This window comes from Desulfitibacter alkalitolerans DSM 16504, from assembly GCF_000620305.1.
In the GTDB taxonomy this organism is placed as follows: Bacteria; Bacillota; DSM-16504; order Desulfitibacterales; family Desulfitibacteraceae; genus Desulfitibacter; species Desulfitibacter alkalitolerans.
On the sequence record NZ_KK211101.1, the window covers coordinates 298,993 to 319,819 of the forward strand.

Genomic DNA, 20,827 nt, shown 5'->3' on the forward strand with positions numbered 1-20,827 from the left:
TGACGGCCTTTTTGAAGGTGGTGAGTTAAATTAGCAGTTCCAGTAATCAAAGCATAATCAGTGTGGGAATAGACATCGGGACCACTACCACCCAATTGGTGATCAGCCGTTTAACCATTAAAAACATTGCTCCCGGCTCGGCAGTGCCGCGCATGGAGATAACGGATAAGGAAGTGCTCCACCGGAGCGATATTCACTTCACGCCATTAAAAGATCATGATCTCATTGATGCTGTTGCCGTAGCCCGAATTGTGGAAACCGAGTATAAAACAGCCGGCCTGACTCCGGAAGGAATTGATACCGGAGCGGTCATTATTACCGGAGAAACGGCAAAGAAGGAAAACGCGAAAAATATCCTGGAATCCATGGCCGGTTTAGCCGGCGATTTCGTGGTGGCTACAGCAGGAGTGAACCTGGAATCAATTTTGGCGGGCAAGGGATCAGGCGCGGCAGGCTATTCCAAGGAAAAACACCGGGTGACGGTAAACGTAGATATTGGAGGAGGAACCTCTAATATCGGGGTGTTCCGGGAGGGACGTACCATTGACACAGCCTGTCTCAATATCGGAGGACATCTGATCGAAATTGAGCGGAACAGTGACAAGATCCTCTATATTGCTGAACCGGCAAGGGCAGTGCTGCGGGAATGCGGGATGCCTCTAGTTGTGGGAGACAGGGTTCATTTGTCTGAGTTAAAAACAATAACCAGAACTATGGCGAAAAGCGTGATAGAGTCAATTACCAGTCTCGCTTTGGCAGATGTGACCCGGGAATTATTGATGACACCTCCTTTACGGCTGGATTATCCGGTGGAAAGAGTAATGATTTCCGGCGGGGTAGCCGACTACGTGTATAGTGATTTTAATCCCATGTCGGTAGCTCAGGTTTCTCAATACGGGGATATTGGCCCCTTGTTAGGTTGGGCTGTCCGGGAAGAACTCTCCTCGGCCGGAATTGATCCGGTTAAGCCGGGAGAAACCATCAGAGCTACCGTAATTGGCGCCGGAACCCATTCCGTGAACTTAAGCGGCAGCACCATTACCGTGAGAGAAGAAAGTCTGCCCTTGAAAAATGTGTCGGTTATTTCTCCCTTTCCGGAAGGGATTCCTGAATCAGCAGAACTCATTGCGGAGTGTGTGCAAAGAGTTGTTGAGCGAGTGGTATCGGACGGTTCTACTCAGTACGTGGCCCTGGCCATGGACGGTCCGGAAGTGGTCACCTTTACGGCCATCCAAACCTTAGCCGATGGTTTGATTAAAGGAATGGCAGAATATCTTGGGGAAGGTAAACCGTTAATTATTGTGTTACAGAAAGACTGTGCCAAGGTTTTGGGGCAAACACTGCAAATCCGTATGGGACAATCCGCGGAGATTGTGTGTATCGACCAGGTGCGGGTAGACGAAGGAGATTATATTGATTTAGGAAAGCCCCTCATGGGGGGAAGAGTGGTTCCGGTAGTGGTAAAAACCTTAGTATTCGAAAGTTCAAATAACATCAAGAATTAAAGATATTCATAAAGGAGGTTAATTTAATGGCGATTTTGGAGCCAGTAAAGGCGAAGGTTCTGTCAGTTAAGTTTATTCCCAATGTTTCAGCAGGCCTGGCAGAAAGTATGAAACTTAAGCCCAATCAAAACAGCATCGGCTTCTTTTCCTGTGATATTGACGATGTGGCTTATACTGCAATAGACGAGGCCACGAAAAAAGCTGATGTTGAGGTGGTATATGCCGACTCTTTTTATGCCGGTGCAGCAAATGCTTCCACCCCGTTAGCAGGTGAATTTATCGGTGTTTTGGCCGGCCCGGATCCGGCGGAAGTTAGAGCAGGAATTGAAGCCGCTGTTCGTTTAGTTCAAGAAGAAGCATTCTTCTATACTGCCAATGAGGAAGGCACCATCAGCTTTTATGCTTACACCATTTCCCGGACCGGATCTTATCTTTCCAAGATGGCCGGTGTCAATGAGGGAGACCCTATTTGCTATCTGATTGCTCCTCCGGTGGAATCCACATTTGGCGTAGATGCTGCTCTGAAAGCGGCGGATGTCAAAATGGGCGCCTGGTTTGGACCGCCGACCAGGACAAACTTTGGGGGTGCACTGCTTTCAGGGTCCCAAAGTGCCTGTAAAGCTGCTGCCGACGCATTCCGCGATGCAGTACTCAATGTGGCACGTAGTCCTTTGGACTATCTAGGCTAATGAAAAGTCCCGCGAGGGTAGACCGAGGAGGTCGAGAAAGATGAGAGCAATTACGGAAACAGAACTCAGAGATGAGTTTAGAAAATCTGAGTTCACTTCCTATACTCTCCCGGAAGGCTGCCGGCTGACTCCTGCTGCAGCCCAATTCTTAAGTGAACGGAGAATTCCTGTTCACACCGCATCTCTGCAAACGGGGAGGGGCAAGGGACAAAGCAAGCCTCTTCAAACAGGTGGAACCGAAGGCCGCAAAACTTATTCTGTGAATGATTTTAAAGGAGTCAAACCGGAGCATATGACCCATATCAATGGCAACACTCTGGTTCTGAAAAATCATCCCAGGATTAAATTCCGGGGCAAACTTGATACCTTTGAAGCCTTAGTGATTAACGCCATCGTTGATATTGAAGGAGTTGGGTATCAGGAGTTAGGAAGAGATCTGCGGGAAATATTGGATTTTGTCAGGCAGATACTTCGAGCCGAGGTAAAAGATGAGCCCTTGGAAGCCATCAGTTTTCACGGATGGTCTCCCGAGGAAATCAGGGATCGGTCTCATTATCCCCAAAAGTATTTTGGTGTAAATCACCTGCTCCCGAGTCCCGGACAGGGTGCTTTGATGGCAAAGCTAAACTACCTGAGAACCCAGGTACGGGAACTGGAATTGGCTGCCATGGATGCCTTTGCCGTTACTCCGGAACAGGTGGAACGGGAAGACATTCTTCAAGGCTTGAACAGGTTAAGCAGTCTGATTTATATTATGATGGTTCAACTAATATCCGGTCATTACCGGGTAGGTTGTTGATTAGATAGGAGATAGAGACATGGACTTCTTAAAGGATGCCAACCAGCTGATTAAAAGGTTTGAAGATACTATTACCCACCCTGGAGAGGTGAAAAAAGGGACGAAGCTTTATACAGGAGTGGACTTAGGTACGGCTTATATCGTACTTGCGGTAGTAGACGATAACGGTCAACCGGTTACCGGTGCCATGCGGTATGCTGAAGTAGTTAAAGATGGATTAGTCGTAGATTTCGTGGGAGCATCGAGAATTGTCAAAGAACTAAAAGCCGGAATTGAAGAAAAGCTGGGAAGGGAACTTGAAACAGCAGCGGCGGCCTATCCACCAGGTACGGCCGGTGGTGATCAAAAAGCCATTAAATATGTGGCGGAAGGAGCCGGTTTTGATGTTGCTGCCTTAGTTGATGAACCGACTGCTGCCAACCAGGTCTTAGGGATCAAGGACGGAGCAGTAGTAGATATCGGCGGTGGGACCACCGGAGTTGCCGTGTTGAAGGACGGGGAAGTGATTTATGTAGCGGATGAACCTACAGGAGGAACCCACTTCAGCCTGGTGGTTGCCGGAGCCTACGGCATATCCTTTAGTGAAGCCGAAAAATTAAAGACTAACCCGGAACGGCAAAAGGAATTGTTTCCGGTGTTAAAGCCGGTAATGGAAAAGGTAGCATCAATTATTGGCAGGCATATTCAGAAGTTTCATGTTGACAATGTGTATCTTGCAGGCGGGACCAGCTGTTTTCCGGGAATAGAAACGATTGTGGAAAAAGAAATAGGGGTATCTACCTGGAAACCGGATAATCCTTTCTTGGTAACTCCTATGGGTATTGCACTTAGTGCGCTAAAGAGTCGGGAGGTTTAAACCGTGGCGGTAAAAATCCAGTTTATCAAATCCCCTTCTCCCGGGACCATGGCCATTCTGGCCCGGAGGAGAACAGGAAACCCTGATGCTCTGCCCAACCCAGGCGCCGTGGGACTAGTACAGGGGGCCCTGGCAGATATGATTACCGCAGCAGATGTGGCCGAAAAAGCAGCCCAGGTTGAGGTCGAGGAAATACGCGGTGTTTGCCCCCAACACGTAACCTTGATTGCAATTTTTGGTGATATCGCTGATGTAGACGCTGCTCTAAAAGCCGTAACCGAATTTTTTGCTTCCGATAACAAAGAGTAAGGCGTTTGCCGAGGAAAAGCGGGGTGATTATTGATGATAATCGGCAGAGTGATCAACAGCATTTGGTCTACCCGGAAGGATGAATCCTTAGTGGGAGCTAAGCTGATGATTGTCCAGCTTCTGGATACGCCGGAAGAAGGAAAAGGAAAAATTATTGTCGCTGTGGATATGATTGGCGCCGGCATAGGGGAAAGAGTACTGATCACTCAGGGTAGTTCCGCCAGAAGGATAGCCGGATTTGAGGATGCCCCTATTGATTCGGTAATTGTGGGAATTATTGATGAGAACCAGCCGGAAGTCTCGTTGAGGTGATGTTATGCATGAGGAAATTGTAAGACAAATAAAGGATGCAGGAGTAGTTGGGGCAGGGGGAGCAGGCTTTCCCACCCATATAAAAGTCAATGCTTCTGCAGACCATGTGATCGTAAATGGAGCGGAATGTGAACCTCTCCTCAGGGTAGACCAACAATTAATGGCTGCAATGGCCGACCGTTTGGTCAAAGGGATTGAAGCAGCGATGAAGGCCACCGGTGCACACTTAGGAACTATTGCTCTAAAAGGAAAATATCATGATGCCATTGAAGCTTTGGAAAAAGCAATTGCAGGTAAACCTATCAAGTTGTTTATTTTAGGAGACTTCTACCCCGCAGGTGATGAGCATGTTACGGTTTATGAGGTAGTAGGAAAGATTATTCCGGAGGGCGGCATTCCTCTGAAAGTTGGCTGTGTTGTCAACAATGTAGAAACGTTAATCAATGTGGCTGATGCTCTGGAAGGATGCCCTGTTACGGATACCTATCTCACGATTACGGGAGAGGTACCAAAACCTATTACCGTAAAACTGCCTATTGGTACTCCCATTGCCGAGGCCCTTGCTCTGGCGGGACAAACAAATATGGGCGGCAAACTTCTGGTGGAAGGCGGACCAATGATGGGTAAGGTGGTAGAAGATTTTTCCCAACCTATCACCAAAACTACCAAGGGACTGATTGTTCTGGCAGAAGACCATCCGATGATTCAAAAACGGAATATGTCTATGGCACACATTATTAAGCAGGCGAAAGCTGCCTGTATTCAGTGTATGCGATGCACGGATATGTGTCCCAGGCATATGCTGGGCCACCGGTTGAGCCCACACAGGATCATGAGGGGGCTGAATTATTTTGAAGGTGACCAGGATGTAATGAAAATGGCATTAAGCTGTACCGAATGCGGGGCATGCGAATATGCGTGCAATATGATGCTGCTTTCACCCCGCCGGGTAAATGGATTGCTTAAGCAAGAATTCGGCAAGAAGGGGATTAAGCCCACTCCTCCTTCTAAGCCGGAAGCAGCTGTTCCATCCCGGGAATTTATGAAGATTCCTGTAAAACGTTTGGTTTCTTCTTTGGGATTGGCGACGTATAATGTAGCCGCCCCACTGGTGGAAACAGGTTTTACTCCTAAAAAGGTTTTCATACCCCTCCGGCAGCACATTGGGGCACCTGCTCAACCTATCGTGAAAGTAGGGCAGCGGGTAGAACGAGGATCCTTAATCGGGGCAATTCCTGAGGGAGCCATGGGTGCCAACGTTCATGCCAGTATCAGCGGCATAGTACGGGAAATTTCCCAAAATATTGTGATTGAAGCAGACGGGGATGGAGGTGGAAAACAATGATTCGAGCCATTGGATTAGTAGAGTTTAACAGTGTTGCCAAAGGAATTGAAAGCGCAGATGCCATGCTCAAAACCGGCCAGGTGAACATCATTGTCAGCCGTCCTATTTGTCCAGGAAAGTATATAACGCTGGTCTGGGGAGATGTGGCTGCAGTGGAAAGTGCGGTTAAAGCCGGTATTGCGAAAGGTGATGTAAACGTGGTAGATGACTTTATCCTGCCGAATGTACATCCTCAGGTGATTCCCGCTTGCTCTGCAGGAAATCCCGTTGTTGAGGTTCAATCCTTAGGGATTATCGAAACTTTCTCCGTTGCGGCGATGATCGTAGCGGCAGACGCGGCAGTAAAAGCCGGGGAAGTTGACCTCATTGAAATTCGCTTAGGTATGGGTCTTGGCGGAAAGAGCTTTACTACTTTAACCGGTGATGTAGCCGCGGTGAAATCGGCTGTCGAGGCCGGCGCCAAAACGGCATCCGATAAAGGACTGCTTGTTCAGCAGGTAGTAATCCCCTCCCCCCATAAAAATTTGATTCCAAGTATTGTTTAAAAGCAATTGACAATGAACAATTGACAATTGACTAATGGATGGAATCATGTATGATCCTTGTTTTACGTGTCCACGTGTCCACGTGTCCACGGCTCTTTGATTTCCAGCATTGTATAAAATTTTATCAAGGAGGTGAAAAAGTGAAGACATTGATTTCGGTGAATGAAATTAAGAGTCTCGCTGGTGCGGGAAAAAAGGTTCTTTATTTGGAACCGGGCACTATAATCACACCTGCGGCCAGAGATGCCGCAAATGAATGGGGAATCACCATTAAAAACGGTCCGGCTCCCCAGGAACCGGAAGTTTGTTGTCAGCCGGTTAAGGAGGAAACAACTTTGGCAAGTGAACCTGTCGTTTCATCGGTCAGCCCGGAGATGATCTCAAGAATTGTGATGGAAGTAATGGCAAAGCTCCCCCAATTTTGTATGCCGGAAATAGTAAAGGAAGTGGACCCCAAGAGCGGTTTTTGCCTGGTTAAAGGAAATACGGTAGCATGTGACACCTTTGACACCGGCAATCCAAAGGATAAAGTGGGAATTAAAGAGATCCTTACCCGAAGAGAAAGTCCCAATATGGCCACCGGTTTTATGACCATGGAAAAGTCATCTTTTGACTGGCACCTGGGGTATGAAGAAATTGATTATGTTGTGGAAGGTACTCTGGAGTTTATTGTTAACGGCAAAAAGTTTACCGGACATGCCGGAGATGTTTTCTACATTCCTGCAGGTACCGACGTGACTTTCACCACACCTGACAAATGTAAATTCTTTTTTGTTACCTATCCGGCCAACTGGGCCGATTTATCCGGAAAATAACATTTAAAAAATTTAAGGAGGAATTTTTATTATGACAAGTGCATTAGGAATGATCGAAACCAAAGGTTTAGTAGGAGCAATTGAAGCAGCAGATGCCATGGTAAAAGCGGCTAACGTTTATTTAATCGGTAAGGTACACGTAGGTGGCGGACTTGTTACTGTTATGGTTCGGGGAGATGTTGGCGCTGTTAAAGCTGCTACCGATGCAGGTGCTGCTGCAGCTCAAAGAGTAGGAGAGCTGATCTCCGTCCACGTAATTCCCAGGCCCCATGCTGATGTAGAAATGATTCTTCCTGATGATTACAAAAAGTACGTTAAGGCTGAATAAGACCGGCCAACAAAGGGGTTGAGCAGATGAAGCAGCAAGCGCTGGGGATGATTGAAACAAGGGGTTTGGTTCCTGCTATCGAAGCAGCGGATGCAGGTGTGAAAGCCGCTAATGTGAAATTGGTAGGATATGAAATAGTCCAAGGCGGTTTAGTTATGGTTGCTTTTGTCGGTGATGTGGCCGCCGTACAGGCAAGTGTTAGTGCGGGCAGTGCCGCTGCCGGTAAAATTGGTACTGTCATCAGTGAACATGTTATCCCCAGGCCGGAAGCTGACCTCAGGATGGTATTCAAAGGGAAATCTGTAAAACCGGAAAATGATCCTCCCCGGCCGGATCCGGAAGGTGACGAACCGGGAGGCAAAAATGATGATGGGGAAACAGTTTCTGACTCTCAGGCAGATGTGGAACAAACAGGATTGATTTTGGGCCAGGAAGATTCGGAACCTGGCCCGGGACCCTCCTCAGGGAAAGAAGAAAATGAAGAAAACGAATCCACCGGAGGTCAAGAAAGTACCGGAGATCCAACCGATTTGGACTCAATGACAGTTGGGGAGCTCAGGAGATTGGCCAGGAAAACTCCGGGTATTGCCATACATGGCCGAGAAATTTCCCGGGCGAATAAAGAACAGTTAATCAGAGAAATTCTTCGGGCACGAGGCGGGAAGGATTAAGAAAGGAGCATGAAAATGGCGCTGGACTATGATCTTAGTTCCATCCAGGAAGCCAGGGATTTGGCCCGAAAAGCCAAAGAAGCCCAGCGGGTTTTGGCCGGCTACTCGCAGCAGCAGATTGACCGGATAGTAGCCGCCATGAGTGAAGCGGCAGCAGCAAATGCTGAATGGCTGGCCCGGATGGCAGTTGACGAAACCAAATTTGGTATTTTTCAAGACAAAGTAAAGAAAAACCTTTTTGCCGCGAAAAATGTTTATGAATATATCAAAGACATGAAAACCGTGGGGATTCTGCATGAAGATCCCCAAAACAAGGTGATTGAAGCCGGGGTTCCCATGGGAGTAGTGATGGGAATCATTCCTTCCACCAATCCTACATCGACTACTATTTATAAGGCTTTAGTATCCCTTAAAGCAGGTAATGGAATTGTTTTTGCTCCCCACCCCAATGCCTGCCGGTGCATTAACGCTGCTGCTCAGGTAATGCATGAAGCGGCAGTAAAAGCCGGGGCTCCCGAGGGGATTATCGGATGCTTAACAAAAGTAACCATGGCTGCAACAGATGAGTTGATGAAACATGATGACATATCCGTAATTTTGGCTACCGGAGGACCTGGCCTGGTGAAAGCGGCGTACAGCGCCGGAAAACCGGCCTATGGAGTTGGCGCGGGAAATGCTCCGGTCTTTATTGAGCGCAGCGCCGATATTAAAAAAGCCGTGTCTGACATCATTACCGGAAAAACTTTTGATAACGGAGTAATCTGTGCTTCTGAAAATTCGGTTCTCATTGATGAGCCAATCAAGGACAAGGTGATTGCGGAATTTGAAGCACAAGGGGCGTACTTCCTTTCTAAAGAAGAAGTGGAGAAAGTGAGCCGTGTGGTCATGACCCCTAAGGGCGGAATGAATTCAGCTTTGGTAGGCAAAGGACCTAAAGTCATTGCTGACAAAGCCGGAATTGCCATTCCGGAGGGTACCCGGATTCTCATTGCTCCCCTGGAAGGATACGGCCCCGGATTCCCTCTGTCTTACGAAAAGCTGACCACCGTATTAGCCTGTTATGTGGTCAAGGATTGGGAAGAAGCATGCCACCTTGCTATTGAACTTTTGAACCTAATGGGTGCCGGCCATACCTTTGCCATTCACTCACAGAATGATGAAATTATCAGGGAATTTATCAGAAAGCCTGTGTCCCGGATTTTGGTAAACACTCCTTCTTCCCTTGGGGGAATTGGGTATACAACCGGCTTAGCCCCGTCTTTAACCCTGGGATGTGGTACTATCGCAGGCAGCAGCACTTCCGATAACGTGACCCCAATGCATTTAATCAACATTAAAAGGTTGGCGTACGAAACAAGCAGAGTGGAAACCCGGCCTAAAGCCGATTGCCTGGCAAGCAGTATTTCCGCAGATGATATCGCTGAAGTAGTGAAAAAAGTTATTGCTGAATTAAAGCGGTAAACAGCGGCAATGAAAAAGGTAGGTGAGCCGGTTGGATAAAGAACAATTGGAACAGATTATCAGAGAAGTGTTAACTCAACAGTTAGGAATGAAATGTAAGCAAAATCAGCGGGAAGAGGACGAGAAAAAAATCCCCATTGGCATCTCCAACCGCCATGTCCATCTTTCGGCCCATGACCTGGAGATTCTGTTTGGGCGGGATGCCAAACTTACAATATTCAAGGATCTTTCCCAACCTGGACAGTATGCCTGTGAGGAGAAAGTAACCTTAGTAGGACCTAAAGGAGTCATAGAAAACGTGCGCATATTGGGGCCTACGCGTAAACAAACTCAAGTTGAAATCTCCGTTTCCGATTGCTTTAAGCTGGGAGTAAGAGCACCCATTAGAGACTCCGGGGATTTGGAAGGATCCGCGGGATTAACCCTGGTAGGTCCGGCAGGATCTGTCACCGTTCCCCAGGGGTGTATTATTGCGGCACGGCATATTCATATGCATCCCAAAGATGCCGAGGGTTTTGGAGTGAAAGATGGAGACCGGGTTGACGTGCAGTGTTACGGTCCCCGCGGCGTAGTTTTTTGTGAAGTTTTGGCCCGGGTTAACGAAAATTACAGGTTGGAAATGCATGTCGATATGGATGAAGCAAATGCCGCTTCACTGAAGAATGGAGATTTTGTCAAGATTGTGAGTTAGTCAAACTGGCTCCGCACAAACTGAAAGATACCGGGCTATCCTGTTCCTCCTGCCCATATCCATCGCCTTCGGCTTTACCGGGCTTTTGGATCAGGTAATCACCTTCTCCATTCTCTCGGCCCTTTTGGTATATGTACTGACAGCATACATGATGTTCAAATTCCGGGCCATGTATCCTTTAGGTACCATTGAACGGGGATATACCGCACCCTGGCATTCTATTCCCGCAGTGGTGCCAGCTCTGAAGAGTAAAAATTTTTCGGAATAATAATAAACAAAAACACCCCAAAATGTGCTAAATATGAGATAATATAACTATTGAAATGTAGAAAAATAGTACATTTTGGGGGAGATAAGCTTGGTGACCAGAAAAGAAAAAAGAGAGCAGGAAAAAGGCACAAATTATTTTTTCGAGTTCATAAAAATCAAGAAGCATTTTTTCAAAGAATTTACAGACAGACTTAAAAATATAAAAGACCCCAGAAATCAAAGTTATATAACATACGGCCCGGAAATTATATTATTTACAATGCTATTGAAAAACATGGCAGATTTAAAATCAATGCGGAGCATGAGTAATAGTTTTAATAAAGATGAATGTATCGAAAACATACGGAAGGTATTAGGACTAGAGGTACTGGAAGAATTGCCTCATTATGATACAATAAACGACTTTTTAACAGGATTAGAGTTATCAGAACTGGAAAATATCAGAACATACATGATAAAAGAATTGTTAAAAAAGAGATGTTTTGAGGATTACAGAATAGAGGGGAAGTACTGGGGAGTTATTTTTGATGGAACAGGGCTGTATTCCTTTGACCAGAAGCACTGTGAACATTGTTTAAAGCGAGAATATACGAATAAGGAAACAGGGGAAACAAAAATTATTTATATGCACCATGTACTTGAAGCAAAGCTAGTAGTAGGGGACATGGTTTTTAGTATAGGAACGGAATTTATAGAAAATGAAAATGAAGAAGCAACAAAGCAGGATTGTGAGATAAAAGCATTTTACAGGCTGGCAGAAAAAATAAAGCAAACGTACAAGAGACTGCCTATATGTATATTAGGAGATAGCCTTTATGCATGCGAACCTGTGTTCAGCCGTTGCGATCAATATGATTGGAAATATATTTTCCGGTTTAAGGAAGGGAGAATAAAAAGCATTGCGGAAGAATTTAATGCAATTAAAGAAATAGAAGAAGGTAAAGAACAGGATCTATTTTGGGTAAATGACATAGCATATAACAACAGAACCCTAAACCTAATTGAAGCGAAGATAGATACGGAAGATGGCAAAAGTAAACAGTATTTATTTATAACAAACATTAAAGTAACAAAAAGAAACGCAGAAAGGCTTATTGCTGCCGGGCGGAGCCGGTGGAAAATAGAAAACCAGGGGTTCAATAATCAAAAAAACATACGGTACCATATTGAGCATGCAAATAGTCATAATTATACTGCCATGAAGAATCATTACCTGCTAACACAGATAGCGGACATACTGGTGCAATTGTATGAAAACGGGTCAAAAATATTGAGGGAACTGAAAAAAGCGGCAAAAGAAATATCCTCAAACCTGTTAGAAGCGATTCGCACCCGCACATTAACAGATGAGGATATAGCACTGTTGGCAAAACCCATTCAAATAAGGTTTACCTAACAGTATCATTATAGCAAGGATGTGATGCGAAGGAAAGCAATTTTGAGGTGATCCACAATTAAAAAAATAAATGGGCAATTTTGTGGATTACTCTTTCGGCTAAAAAAACAGGTTTGGCAATTGGAAAATTTTTACATATATGTTTTGAGATATTTTGCTATTTAAGAGAAATCTAATTAAGTTTACTCTTCAGAGCTGTATCTCACTTGATGCTATCGTAAGCGATAACGATAAAATGTATAATATATTGGTGCGAATCAAGCAGGAGATGAAAGATACTAACGGAAACATCTCAAACGCTTTAAGAAAATATTATCAGTTTGTCAATGGGAGAGTTTTTCCAGCTCTTTCACAATATCAGAGGGATGTTGAAACAGAGGTGAAACAATGAGCTTACAGGATATAGAAATTAAAAGTGAATATCGCTCACTGCTTGATAATGTGGCTAAGGATTTTTATATTCCTTTGTTACAACAAGCCGTATCATATAAAAGAGCTGTTGGATTTTTCTCGTCCTCAGCGCTTGTTGAAATATCTAAAGGCATATCAGCACTTGTGAAAAATGGCGGAAAAATCCTGTTAGTAGCTTCCCCATATTTATCAGCAGAAGATGTGGAAGCAATACGTAAAGGATATGAATTAAGAGATAACATAATCAAAAAAGCTTTAGTACGTGAACTGAAAGAAGCGAAAGATGTCTATGAGAAGGATAGGCTTAATCTTTTAGCAAATCTTATATCGGATGGGATATTAGACATCAAAATAGCCTTTACCGAAGATGAAAATAAAATGGGAATGTACCATGAAAAGATGGGTATTATCAGTGACGATTTTGGTAACAAAGTTGCTTTTTCTGGTTCAATGAATGAGTCAGCAGCGGCTATGACATTAAATTATGAAACTATAGATGTCTTTTGCTCATGGAAAGGTGAACAAGATCGAGTAGCCGCAAAGGAAAATGCGTTTGCTTCTATTTGGAATGACTGTGAACCTAACATTCGGATTATTGATTTTCCAAATCTAAAACAAGAAATTATTGATAGATATAAAAAAGCAACTCCTAATTATGATATAGATAAGCATGAGTTTGGAGAAAGAATATATGTATTAGAGGAAGCAACAAAATATCGTTTAGGACCTGATATTCCACGGAATGTCCAGTTACATGACTACCAAATTAAGGCTATTGATGAATGGGAAAAGCGTGATTATAGAGGCATCTTTGATATGGCTACTGGAACAGGTAAGACCTTTACTGGTCTTGGTGCGATAGCAAGATTATCTGAAAGGGTATCAGACAAACTTGCCGTGATTATCGTTTGTCCATATCAGCATTTGGTTGAGCAATGGGTTGAAGATATTGTAAAATTTAACATGAACCCGATTATTGGTTATAGTGCGTCCTCACAAAAGGATTGGAAACGCCGATTGGAGGATGCTATAAGAGATCAAAAACTGAAGGTAAGAAACAAAGAATTTTTCTGCTTCATCTGTACAAATGCAACATTTTCATCGGATTTTGTACAGACTCAAATTAATAAGATAAGAGGCAATGCTTTATTAGTGGTAGATGAGGCTCATAATTTTGGGGCAGAGTATTTAAGTAAGTTATTGAGCGAAAAGTTTACATATAGACTTGCATTATCTGCAACGCTTGAAAGACATAACGATGAAGAAGGAACTGCAAAATTATTTTCGTATTTCGGAGAAAAGTGCATCGAATACTCTCTGGATAGAGCAATAGAAGAAAAGAAACTAACCAGATATAAATATTATCCCATCATCGTTACTCTAAATGATGATGAACTTCGACGATATTCAGAGCTTACCTATGAGATAGGGAAATGCTTAATAAAAGGGAAAAATGGGAAAGTAAAGTTGAGCGAAAAGGGTAAAATTCTTGCGTTGGCAAGGGCAAGGTTAGTTGCTGGTGCTGAGGATAAAATTACAAAATTAGAGGAATATATTAGGCCATATCTTCATGACAGACATATTTTGGTTTACTGTGGTGCAACAAAACTACTCCGTGAAAACCAAGACTTTACTACGGTAGATGATGAAGATTTAAGACAAATTGATGTAGTCACTGATTTGCTTGGAAATAAACTCAATATGAAAGTATCTCAGTTTACATCTAAAGAAGATGTTGAAGAGCGAGAGATATTAAAAAGAGAGTTTGCAGATGGTGATACTCTTCAAGCCTTAATTGCGATTAAATGTCTTGACGAGGGTGTAAATATTCCCAAAATAAAAGTCGCATTTATATTAGCAAGTACTACTAACCCAAAAGAATACATTCAAAGGCGAGGCCGTGTGCTGAGATTAGCTGAGGGTAAGGAATATGCGGAAATTTATGACTTTATCGCCCTTCCTCGTCCTCTTGATGATGTACCTTCACTCACAGTGGAGCAAATGAAAAAGGAATTGTCTTTAGTAAAGAACGAGTTGTGCAGAGCTGAGGAATTTGCTCGAATTGCTATGAATATGGTTGAGGCTGAGTCAGTTTTAGATGAAATCAAAGAGGCTTACTCTATTAACGATAACCTGATTACTTTCGAGGAGGATTTTGATTATGGACAATAGTAATCCAACAATTATCAATGGTATTGAAATTGATACCGAAAAGGCACAAAAAATGCTGACAAAATTGATTATGAGAGAAAAGAAGAACATCAAAACAAAGCAGTATAATGATGGCGAAATGGTAAAGATGATTAAGAAGATGATTGAGGAGGAAGTGCAATGCTATTAAGAACATTAAAGCTGAAAAACTTCCGACAGTTTAAAGGCGAACAGACTATATCTTTTGCTACTGACCCTGTAAAAAACGTTACAGTGATTATGGGTGAAAATGGATCGGGTAAAACTACTCTTGCACAGGCTTTTACCTGGTGCTTATATAGTGATACTGATTTTGACGATAAATCGATGCTTTGTAAAGCTACTGCACAAGCAATGCTTCCGAATACAGAAGAAACCGTTAGAGTAGAATTGAGTTTAATGCATAGTGGTATAGAATACACTCTTATTCGTGAACAACGTTATACAAAAGACGGAACCGGAAATTTAAAGCGACCTAATAATACTATATTTAAGATAGCCTATAAAAATAGTGATGGTCAGCGTGAATTTGTAAGAGATTTAGAAACCGATATACGAATGAAAGAAATCTTGCCTAAAGAGCTTTCTAAATATTTCTTTTTCGATGGTGAACGTATCGGGAATATGAGTAAGGAAATTCGAAAAGGTAAGAGTCAAGAATTTGCCCAAGCAGTTAGGGGGTTATTAGGGCTAAGTGCGTTTACTGCCGCGTTAGATCATTTGAAAGGGCGTGCTCCTAAAGTATCTGTTATTCGTAGTTATGATGAGAGCTATGACTCTAAAAGCGATAGTAAGATTGCCCAATACACAAAAGAAATTGAAGAATGCGACGAGAAAATTGCAGGTATTGAAAAACGGTTAGAAGAAATCGAAAATGAAGAAAGCATTGCCCAAGAGAAATGTAACGATTTGAGTGAAAAAATTAAGGCCAATGCAGATAGTGAGCGCTTAGCCAAAGAAAAAGAGCGCCTACGTCAAAAATTACAAGGGTTAGTGCAGTCTAAGGTCTCAAACACTGCTTCACTCCTAAAATCTTTTAATAAAGATGCGTCTGCTTATTTTGCTAAGAAGCTAATGAAAGATGCTCTGCAGCAGCTATCGGAAGCAGATAAATTGGACAAGGGTATCCCTGATATTCATGCAAGAACTATTGAATTTTTAATTAAACGTGGAATATGTCTTTGTGGAAGTAAAATTGAGGTGGGTAATGACGCCTATAAGGAATTAAACAAGGTGTTGGAGTTTATACCGCCACAATCAATTGGTGCTTTGATAGGTCAGTTTGTAAGAGAATGTGAGTTAAAATGCAAAAGTTCAGATAGTATGTTTGATGATGTTTCTGATAAATATTCTATGATCAGAGACTTTGAGAACACCTATGCAGAAGTTGAAAATGAAATCAAGCTCATTGAAGAGAAACTACAAGGAATGGAAAAAGTGGGAGAACTTCAAAAAGACTTAATGAAATATGAAAAAGCATTAAGGCAACTTCGTGAAGAAAGGGATAATTTAAATCGTCAAAAAGGCAGTTTCGAAACATCAAGAGATCGGCGCATTACAGAAAGAAATGAGTTGACTCTGAAAGATGAAAATAATAGAAAAATAGAAGTTTACAAAGCTTACGCCCAATATATGTATGATGTATTAGACACGCTTTATAAGGAAAAAGAAGCTGAGACAAGAGCAGAGCTTGAGAAAACTGTAAATGAAATCTTTAGAAGCATTTATAACGGTGGATTTTCGCTTTCAATTGATGAAAAATACAATATTCAAATTGTTGTCAACGATTTTGAGGGTTTTAATGAAGATATTGAAACATCGACGGCACAAAGTATCTCAGTTATTTTTGCTTTCATTTCAGGAGTCATAAAAATGGCCCGTCAAAGCAGAAATCCCGAAAATGAGATGTTGGTTTCTGAACCGTACCCTCTGGTTATGGATGCCCCTTTGTCTGCATTTGATAAGACAAGGATCAAGACTGTTTGTGATGCACTACCCAAAGTCGCTGAACAGGTTATTATCTTTATTAAAGATACAGACGGTGAAATTGCTGAAACAAACATGGGTGAAAAAGTTGGTATGCGGTACTTATTTGACAAAAAGAATGAGTTTGAAACATATTTAGTGACGAGGTGATAGAAATGTTTGATAAAGAATATTCTTTCAGAGGTATACACGCCGAAAGAGTAATTAAACTTACAGCTAAATTTGATAGAGATAATCAATTATTTGCAAGGAACCTTGATGTTTACATGGTTGCGCCCATTATAGGATTTTTATATGGTCGCAAAGCTGATTTAGACAAAGGTACAGAAACCACCAAAATATTTCCGGATATTCTAATACGTGAACAGCCAAATCTCAAGTTTAATTATAGGCTGATAATGCTTTTAGATAAGGAAAATGAGCCGAATTTTGACGAACGTATGAATAAGGCGTTTCGATATTATGGTAGTGAAAAGGCGCAGTGCGATGAGCAATTATATGAACAGTATGTACGTGGCGGTGTTGATGTATTATATGAAAAACTCATTGAAACTGCCAGTAACAGTGATGATTACCTAAAAAATCTCTATGATTTTTTGGAAGAATTTGATGAGCGTTATAACCAAGCTATTAGCACTGATAGTATCTTGGATTTATGCCGTTTAGCAAGAAGTTAAAGCTATGGCAAGTATATCTGTGCATCAGGAGATAATTGAAAAACTACATAGAGCCTATAAAATCAAAGGATACGTTACTGAGGAAAGTGTTTTTGATGCAATTATAGAGCATGATTTACCTTTGGATGAAGTGGATTATGTATGTGATCATCTTCTTTCTATGGGTGTGATAATACGTGATGCTTCTATTGAAAATTCGGATGATGACGAAGATGATTATGATCGTAGCCAAACCGATTACGATAAGCTATTTCAAGAGGTTGTGGAGATTGATAAGAGTTTAGCTCCTTTTATTGATGAGATACGTCAAATAAAACCTCCACAACATCGGGAATGGCAGAATTTGATGCCACAAGCTAAGAGTGATAATCTTTATGCAAAGCAGCGCATTATTGAAATGTATTTACGAACTGTTGTCAAAATCGCTTTGTGGCATCATCAAAAGTATAAAATCCCTTTGGCTGAGACAATACAAGATGGATGTGTAGGTTTAGTCATTGCTTTAGATAAGTATGAGGTTGGCAGGCAAGATAAATTTTCAACTTATGCTCCCTGGTGGATAAGGCAAAATATAATTCGAGCAGCTCCGGCATTAAATCCGCTGATGTACATACCTGTTCATGTAAAGGACAAATTGTTCAGTATATATGACATACTTGAACAGTGTTATCACTGCAATCAATGTGACTGTAATAAGATTTGTTCAGAGGTGTTAAAGGCAGTATCAGAAAAACTGGGTTGCAGTGAAGATGAAGCGGAAGAATATATTAATTATCTTAATACCTTTGAGAGTATTGAGGAACTGATAGAAAAAGATGAATCTTTTTTCTATGATGGTTGTGCTGCCGAGGAACAAATATTTATCAATTTAAATAAAAAAGAATTGAAAAGTACCGTTGCGAAAATATTGCAAACGTTAAAACCTCGTGAAGAAAAAGTTATTTTACTGCGGTTTGGATTTATTGACGGAAAAGAATGGACATTGGAGGAAGTCGGAAATGAGTTTGGATTGACACGAGAGCGCATTAGACAAATTGAAAAAAAGGCTTTTGGGAAACTACGGCATGCAAGCAGAAGTAAAATACTAAAATGGTTTGTGGAATAGATCAGGGGTTGAAAACACAATCCGTTTTATTGGACACCTCTTGTGATATTATGGTATCATTAGAGGTGTAATTATTTGGAATAATGTTGTAATTATAGGGGGCAGCTATGGCAAAAAGCTCTAACCAGAAGTTGAAAATAATCTACTTCTCAATATAGCACTTTCATTGGTGTAAGTGGTTTATCTTGTAATGTAAGGAAAATGGGTCTGTGTGCAAAAAAGTGGAAAATTTGCACGATTGGGACAAAATGCAGTTCTCCAGTTAAGGGCCTATCAACAACCACCAAGGGTTTTGTGTTTTGAATTTTCTAAAGCAGAGGCATTAGGAACGTGATTATTGCGGTTTGTTGCAAGCTGAATGAGCTTGCTGTATAGGGAGGCAAGGTAAATTGGGTAAGGAGAGTCTTGTTAAGAAGATTAAATCTGCAATTTCTAATGAGAATATAGATGACCTTGAAAATTTATTTAGTCAAGTAAGCTCAATGAAAGATGTTAAACTAATAAATTCAAATAAAATATTCATTAAAATTCTTCAAAATCAAAACCTTAGTTATTACTTTACAAGGTTTACAGGAACATATTTAATGGCTATAAATAAATTTTCTAAAAAAGATTCTGTTCACCAAATGATGTTTATAGAATTTGTTATAAAAGTATTTGAAATTTCAAAAGCTATAAATAATATTTTTACGGATATAATGAGGTCTTCTTTTAATAGCTCTCTTAGTTGTTTTGTAGTATCGTTATCACTTTGGAGAGATAAGGCTGAATCAAACTTTGCAGTTAATAATGAGAGTTTATCAAATTTTATGGAATCAAGAGGAAGGTTAATTGATTTTGAATTTTTTATAGATTATATGTTTGAAATAGCATATATTCACCTTTGCAATGATTTATATGATGATCATATCAAGGAAAAAGCTATTTACTGGAATGAAAAGAATTATGATGAAAGAACAATGAATAAACTATATAACTTTGCCGCGACATATCATTCTTTATATAATCTATTTGATAAGGTGTCTTTTGGAGAGTATGAAATACAAAGTTTATCCTTTGACGAAGATAATGATTGTCTAAATATTAGATTGCAATATGCCGATAAGCAATTTCTGAAAGTAAAATACGCCGGATTAAGGCAAGGAGTAATTTCACAACCCCATATACCTTCTCTATTTAGTCCAATAATTGAGATGATAAAAGATTCTGTTTATCCATTAGGAAAAGAGAGGGGTTTAACAAAAAAACAAATAGATAACATAGTTGAATTGATATCTCTACAGTTATCATTTGATGTCGATGAATTACTATTAACAGCACAATCTGTAAGTTTTCAAAAATCTTTGTATGTTTTATCGTTAATAACGATGTTTTGTTTTATAGAAAGAGAAAGGGCAAAATTAAGTAATTGCATCTTTGATAAATACTATACTATTATTGATTGTAACATAATAAAAAGGTACTTTTCTGACATAGGATTTATTTCGGAAGAAGAATTCCAACAAATTTTTAATGGAATAGTTACTATAAATAATAAGCAACCTACAATATATAGCAAACTAATTTCACTTTCTTTATTAAATACTGGAGACGGTAATTGTATATATTTACATCCAATAAAACTTAGTTTGACTGGCTTCTATAATCCAATATTTAACTACGCTACACAACGTTATTCAAAGAAAAAGAATAGTAATTCAGGAGAAATCGTACAACAATTCGGCCAAGAATATAATAATTTGATAAAACAGATTGCTGAGAATAATGAATTTAAAATATTAGAATGTGACTATAAAATAAAAGAAAATCATCATGTTAAAACGGATGTAGACATAATTGCAAAATATTTAGATGTTCTGTTTTTATTACAAGTAAAATCAGTAATATCTTCTATTGATATTTATTCTCATTTTAAGGCTAAAATGAGAATTGAAGAGGGCATTGACCAAGCTGATATATCTTTAAGATACATTAATTTGAATTCTAACATTTTTCGTAATTTAATGCACAAGCATGAAATAAAGGAGAACGAAATTAATCATGTAATATCAATTGTAGTAACCAATAATAAGTTATTTAATGGCTGGTTTAAGAATAATACTATTGTAATATCAGCTGAACAATGGAGTTACTTTTGTTCTGAAGCGAAAAAATTTACTGAAAGTAGTAAAGTTCTGGAGTTGCTTAAAAAACCTGTGGCATTGTATAGACATGTGTAGTGCGACAAGCTAATCTGCAGTGACTTCGACAAGCTAGCCTGCAGGAGAAAGCATAAACCATCATAGCTATATGTAAGACACCCTAAACTGCAGGACAAGAAAAAGTGCAGTACGACAAGTAAAATAACAGGCCCAGCCAGTGGGCCCTAATATTAAATTCTAATCTGAAAACCTTCAAGCATGATATTAACAAGCTCAAGTCTCTTTTTGCCTATCCGGCTAGTAACTGTTGGATTAATCCCATTTG

20 protein-coding genes and 1 pseudogene are annotated in these 20,827 nt (G+C 40.9%); all 21 read left to right on the forward strand.

Going from position 1 to position 20,827, the window contains the following annotated elements; genetic code table 11:
- Positions 1-29 precede the first annotated feature (29 nt).
- The 21 genes and pseudogenes from K364_RS0113295 (at position 30) to K364_RS0113395 (ending at position 20,580) form a co-directional block, all read left to right on the forward strand.
- Complete coding sequence (locus tag K364_RS0113295; RefSeq protein WP_028308427.1) at positions 30-1,505, forward strand: ethanolamine ammonia-lyase reactivating factor EutA; 1,476 nt, start codon at positions 30-32, stop codon at positions 1,503-1,505.
- 26 nt (positions 1,506-1,531) lie between these two features.
- Entirely contained in the window at positions 1,532-2,194 is a 663-nt protein-coding gene (eutL, locus tag K364_RS0113300) for an ethanolamine utilization microcompartment protein EutL (protein WP_028308428.1), read from the forward strand.
- A gap of 40 nt (positions 2,195-2,234) precedes the next feature.
- Positions 2,235-2,993, forward strand: a complete 759-nt coding sequence (locus K364_RS0113305) for a hypothetical protein (protein ID WP_028308429.1) — start codon at positions 2,235-2,237, stop codon at positions 2,991-2,993.
- Between the two features lie 19 nt (positions 2,994-3,012).
- Positions 3,013-3,849, forward strand: coding sequence for an ethanolamine utilization protein EutJ (eutJ, locus tag K364_RS0113310; RefSeq protein WP_028308430.1), 837 nt, complete (start codon positions 3,013-3,015; stop codon positions 3,847-3,849).
- Positions 3,850-3,897: 48 nt separating this feature from the next.
- Positions 3,898-4,158, forward strand: coding sequence for a BMC domain-containing protein (locus tag K364_RS0113315; protein WP_051534087.1), 261 nt, complete (start codon positions 3,898-3,900; stop codon positions 4,156-4,158).
- 33 nt (positions 4,159-4,191) lie between these two features.
- Positions 4,192-4,470, forward strand: coding sequence for a EutN/CcmL family microcompartment protein (locus K364_RS0113320; protein ID WP_028308432.1), 279 nt, complete (start codon positions 4,192-4,194; stop codon positions 4,468-4,470).
- Positions 4,471-4,474: 4 nt separating this feature from the next.
- On the forward strand, positions 4,475-5,815 hold the full coding sequence (locus K364_RS0113325) for a 4Fe-4S dicluster domain-containing protein (RefSeq protein ID WP_028308433.1): 1,341 nt from the start codon (positions 4,475-4,477) through the stop codon (positions 5,813-5,815).
- Entirely contained in the window at positions 5,812-6,360 is a 549-nt protein-coding gene (locus tag K364_RS0113330; protein ID WP_035269279.1) for a BMC domain-containing protein, read from the forward strand. The genes K364_RS0113325 and K364_RS0113330 overlap by 4 nt, the downstream gene beginning before the upstream one ends.
- Positions 6,361-6,500: 140 nt before the next feature.
- Positions 6,501-7,175 (forward strand): cupin domain-containing protein, encoded by a 675-nt coding sequence (locus K364_RS0113335; RefSeq protein WP_028308435.1) that lies wholly within the window; start codon positions 6,501-6,503, stop codon positions 7,173-7,175.
- Between the two features lie 31 nt (positions 7,176-7,206).
- Complete coding sequence (gene eutM, locus K364_RS0113340; RefSeq protein ID WP_028308436.1) at positions 7,207-7,503, forward strand: ethanolamine utilization microcompartment protein EutM; 297 nt, start codon at positions 7,207-7,209, stop codon at positions 7,501-7,503.
- Positions 7,504-7,529: 26 nt separating this feature from the next.
- Positions 7,530-8,174: a BMC domain-containing protein gene (locus tag K364_RS27945; protein ID WP_028308437.1), complete on the forward strand. Its 645-nt coding sequence runs from the start codon at positions 7,530-7,532 to the stop codon at positions 8,172-8,174.
- A gap of 15 nt (positions 8,175-8,189) precedes the next feature.
- Complete coding sequence (locus K364_RS24095; protein ID WP_073158147.1) at positions 8,190-9,635, forward strand: acetaldehyde dehydrogenase (acetylating); 1,446 nt, start codon at positions 8,190-8,192, stop codon at positions 9,633-9,635.
- Between the two features lie 88 nt (positions 9,636-9,723).
- Entirely contained in the window at positions 9,724-10,326 is a 603-nt protein-coding gene (gene pduL, locus K364_RS0113355; protein WP_051534088.1) for a phosphate propanoyltransferase, read from the forward strand.
- A 28-nt stretch (positions 10,327-10,354) separates the two neighbouring features.
- Positions 10,355-10,561: pseudogene (locus K364_RS27950) on the forward strand (amino acid permease); the annotation flags it as partial.
- A 126-nt stretch (positions 10,562-10,687) separates the two neighbouring features.
- Positions 10,688-11,992 (forward strand): transposase, encoded by a 1,305-nt coding sequence (locus K364_RS0113360; RefSeq protein ID WP_200769820.1) that lies wholly within the window; start codon positions 10,688-10,690, stop codon positions 11,990-11,992.
- A gap of 387 nt (positions 11,993-12,379) precedes the next feature.
- Positions 12,380-14,575 (forward strand): DEAD/DEAH box helicase family protein, encoded by a 2,196-nt coding sequence (locus K364_RS0113370; RefSeq protein ID WP_028308439.1) that lies wholly within the window; start codon positions 12,380-12,382, stop codon positions 14,573-14,575.
- Positions 14,565-14,744, forward strand: a complete 180-nt coding sequence (locus K364_RS0113375; protein ID WP_028308440.1) for a hypothetical protein — start codon at positions 14,565-14,567, stop codon at positions 14,742-14,744. Before K364_RS0113370 ends, K364_RS0113375 begins: the two co-directional genes overlap by 11 nt.
- A complete protein-coding gene (locus tag K364_RS0113380) occupies positions 14,735-16,729 on the forward strand; it encodes an AAA family ATPase (RefSeq protein ID WP_028308441.1) in 1,995 nt (664 codons plus the stop codon). The genes K364_RS0113375 and K364_RS0113380 overlap by 10 nt, the downstream gene beginning before the upstream one ends.
- A gap of 5 nt (positions 16,730-16,734) precedes the next feature.
- Positions 16,735-17,256 carry a hypothetical protein gene (locus K364_RS0113385; RefSeq protein WP_028308442.1) on the forward strand — a complete coding sequence of 174 codons (522 nt, stop codon included), beginning with the start codon at positions 16,735-16,737 and terminating at the stop codon, positions 17,254-17,256.
- A 4-nt stretch (positions 17,257-17,260) separates the two neighbouring features.
- On the forward strand, positions 17,261-18,361 hold the full coding sequence (locus K364_RS0113390) for a sigma-70 family RNA polymerase sigma factor (RefSeq protein ID WP_028308443.1): 1,101 nt from the start codon (positions 17,261-17,263) through the stop codon (positions 18,359-18,361).
- Between the two features lie 389 nt (positions 18,362-18,750).
- Entirely contained in the window at positions 18,751-20,580 is a 1,830-nt protein-coding gene (locus K364_RS0113395) for a hypothetical protein (protein WP_028308444.1), read from the forward strand.
- Positions 20,581-20,827: the final 247 nt, after the last annotated feature.

Bases quoted from the DNA above. Each gene is read 5' to 3' on its own strand.
- K364_RS24095 (WP_073158147.1), top strand. From the start codon at position 8,190: ATGGCGCTGGACTATGATCTTAGTTCCATCCAGGAAGCCAGGGATTTG.
- K364_RS0113315 (WP_051534087.1), top strand. From the start codon at position 3,898: ATGGCCATTCTGGCCCGGAGGAGAACAGGAAACCCTGATGCTCTGCCC.
- K364_RS0113320 (WP_028308432.1), top strand. From the start codon at position 4,192: ATGATAATCGGCAGAGTGATCAACAGCATTTGGTCTACCCGGAAGGAT.
- K364_RS0113375 (WP_028308440.1), top strand. From the start codon at position 14,565: ATGGACAATAGTAATCCAACAATTATCAATGGTATTGAAATTGATACC.
- K364_RS27945 (WP_028308437.1), top strand. From the start codon at position 7,530: ATGAAGCAGCAAGCGCTGGGGATGATTGAAACAAGGGGTTTGGTTCCT.
- K364_RS0113330 (WP_035269279.1), top strand. From the start codon at position 5,812: ATGATTCGAGCCATTGGATTAGTAGAGTTTAACAGTGTTGCCAAAGGA.
- K364_RS0113385 (WP_028308442.1), top strand. From the start codon at position 16,735: ATGTTTGATAAAGAATATTCTTTCAGAGGTATACACGCCGAAAGAGTA.
- K364_RS0113305 (WP_028308429.1), top strand. From the start codon at position 2,235: ATGAGAGCAATTACGGAAACAGAACTCAGAGATGAGTTTAGAAAATCT.
- K364_RS0113370 (WP_028308439.1), top strand. From the start codon at position 12,380: ATGAGCTTACAGGATATAGAAATTAAAAGTGAATATCGCTCACTGCTT.
- K364_RS0113380 (WP_028308441.1), top strand. From the start codon at position 14,735: ATGCTATTAAGAACATTAAAGCTGAAAAACTTCCGACAGTTTAAAGGC.
- K364_RS0113325 (WP_028308433.1), top strand. From the start codon at position 4,475: ATGCATGAGGAAATTGTAAGACAAATAAAGGATGCAGGAGTAGTTGGG.
- pduL (WP_051534088.1), top strand. From the start codon at position 9,724: ATGAAATGTAAGCAAAATCAGCGGGAAGAGGACGAGAAAAAAATCCCC.
- eutM (WP_028308436.1), top strand. From the start codon at position 7,207: ATGACAAGTGCATTAGGAATGATCGAAACCAAAGGTTTAGTAGGAGCA.
- eutL (WP_028308428.1), top strand. From the start codon at position 1,532: ATGGCGATTTTGGAGCCAGTAAAGGCGAAGGTTCTGTCAGTTAAGTTT.
- eutJ (WP_028308430.1), top strand. From the start codon at position 3,013: ATGGACTTCTTAAAGGATGCCAACCAGCTGATTAAAAGGTTTGAAGAT.
- K364_RS0113390 (WP_028308443.1), top strand. From the start codon at position 17,261: ATGGCAAGTATATCTGTGCATCAGGAGATAATTGAAAAACTACATAGA.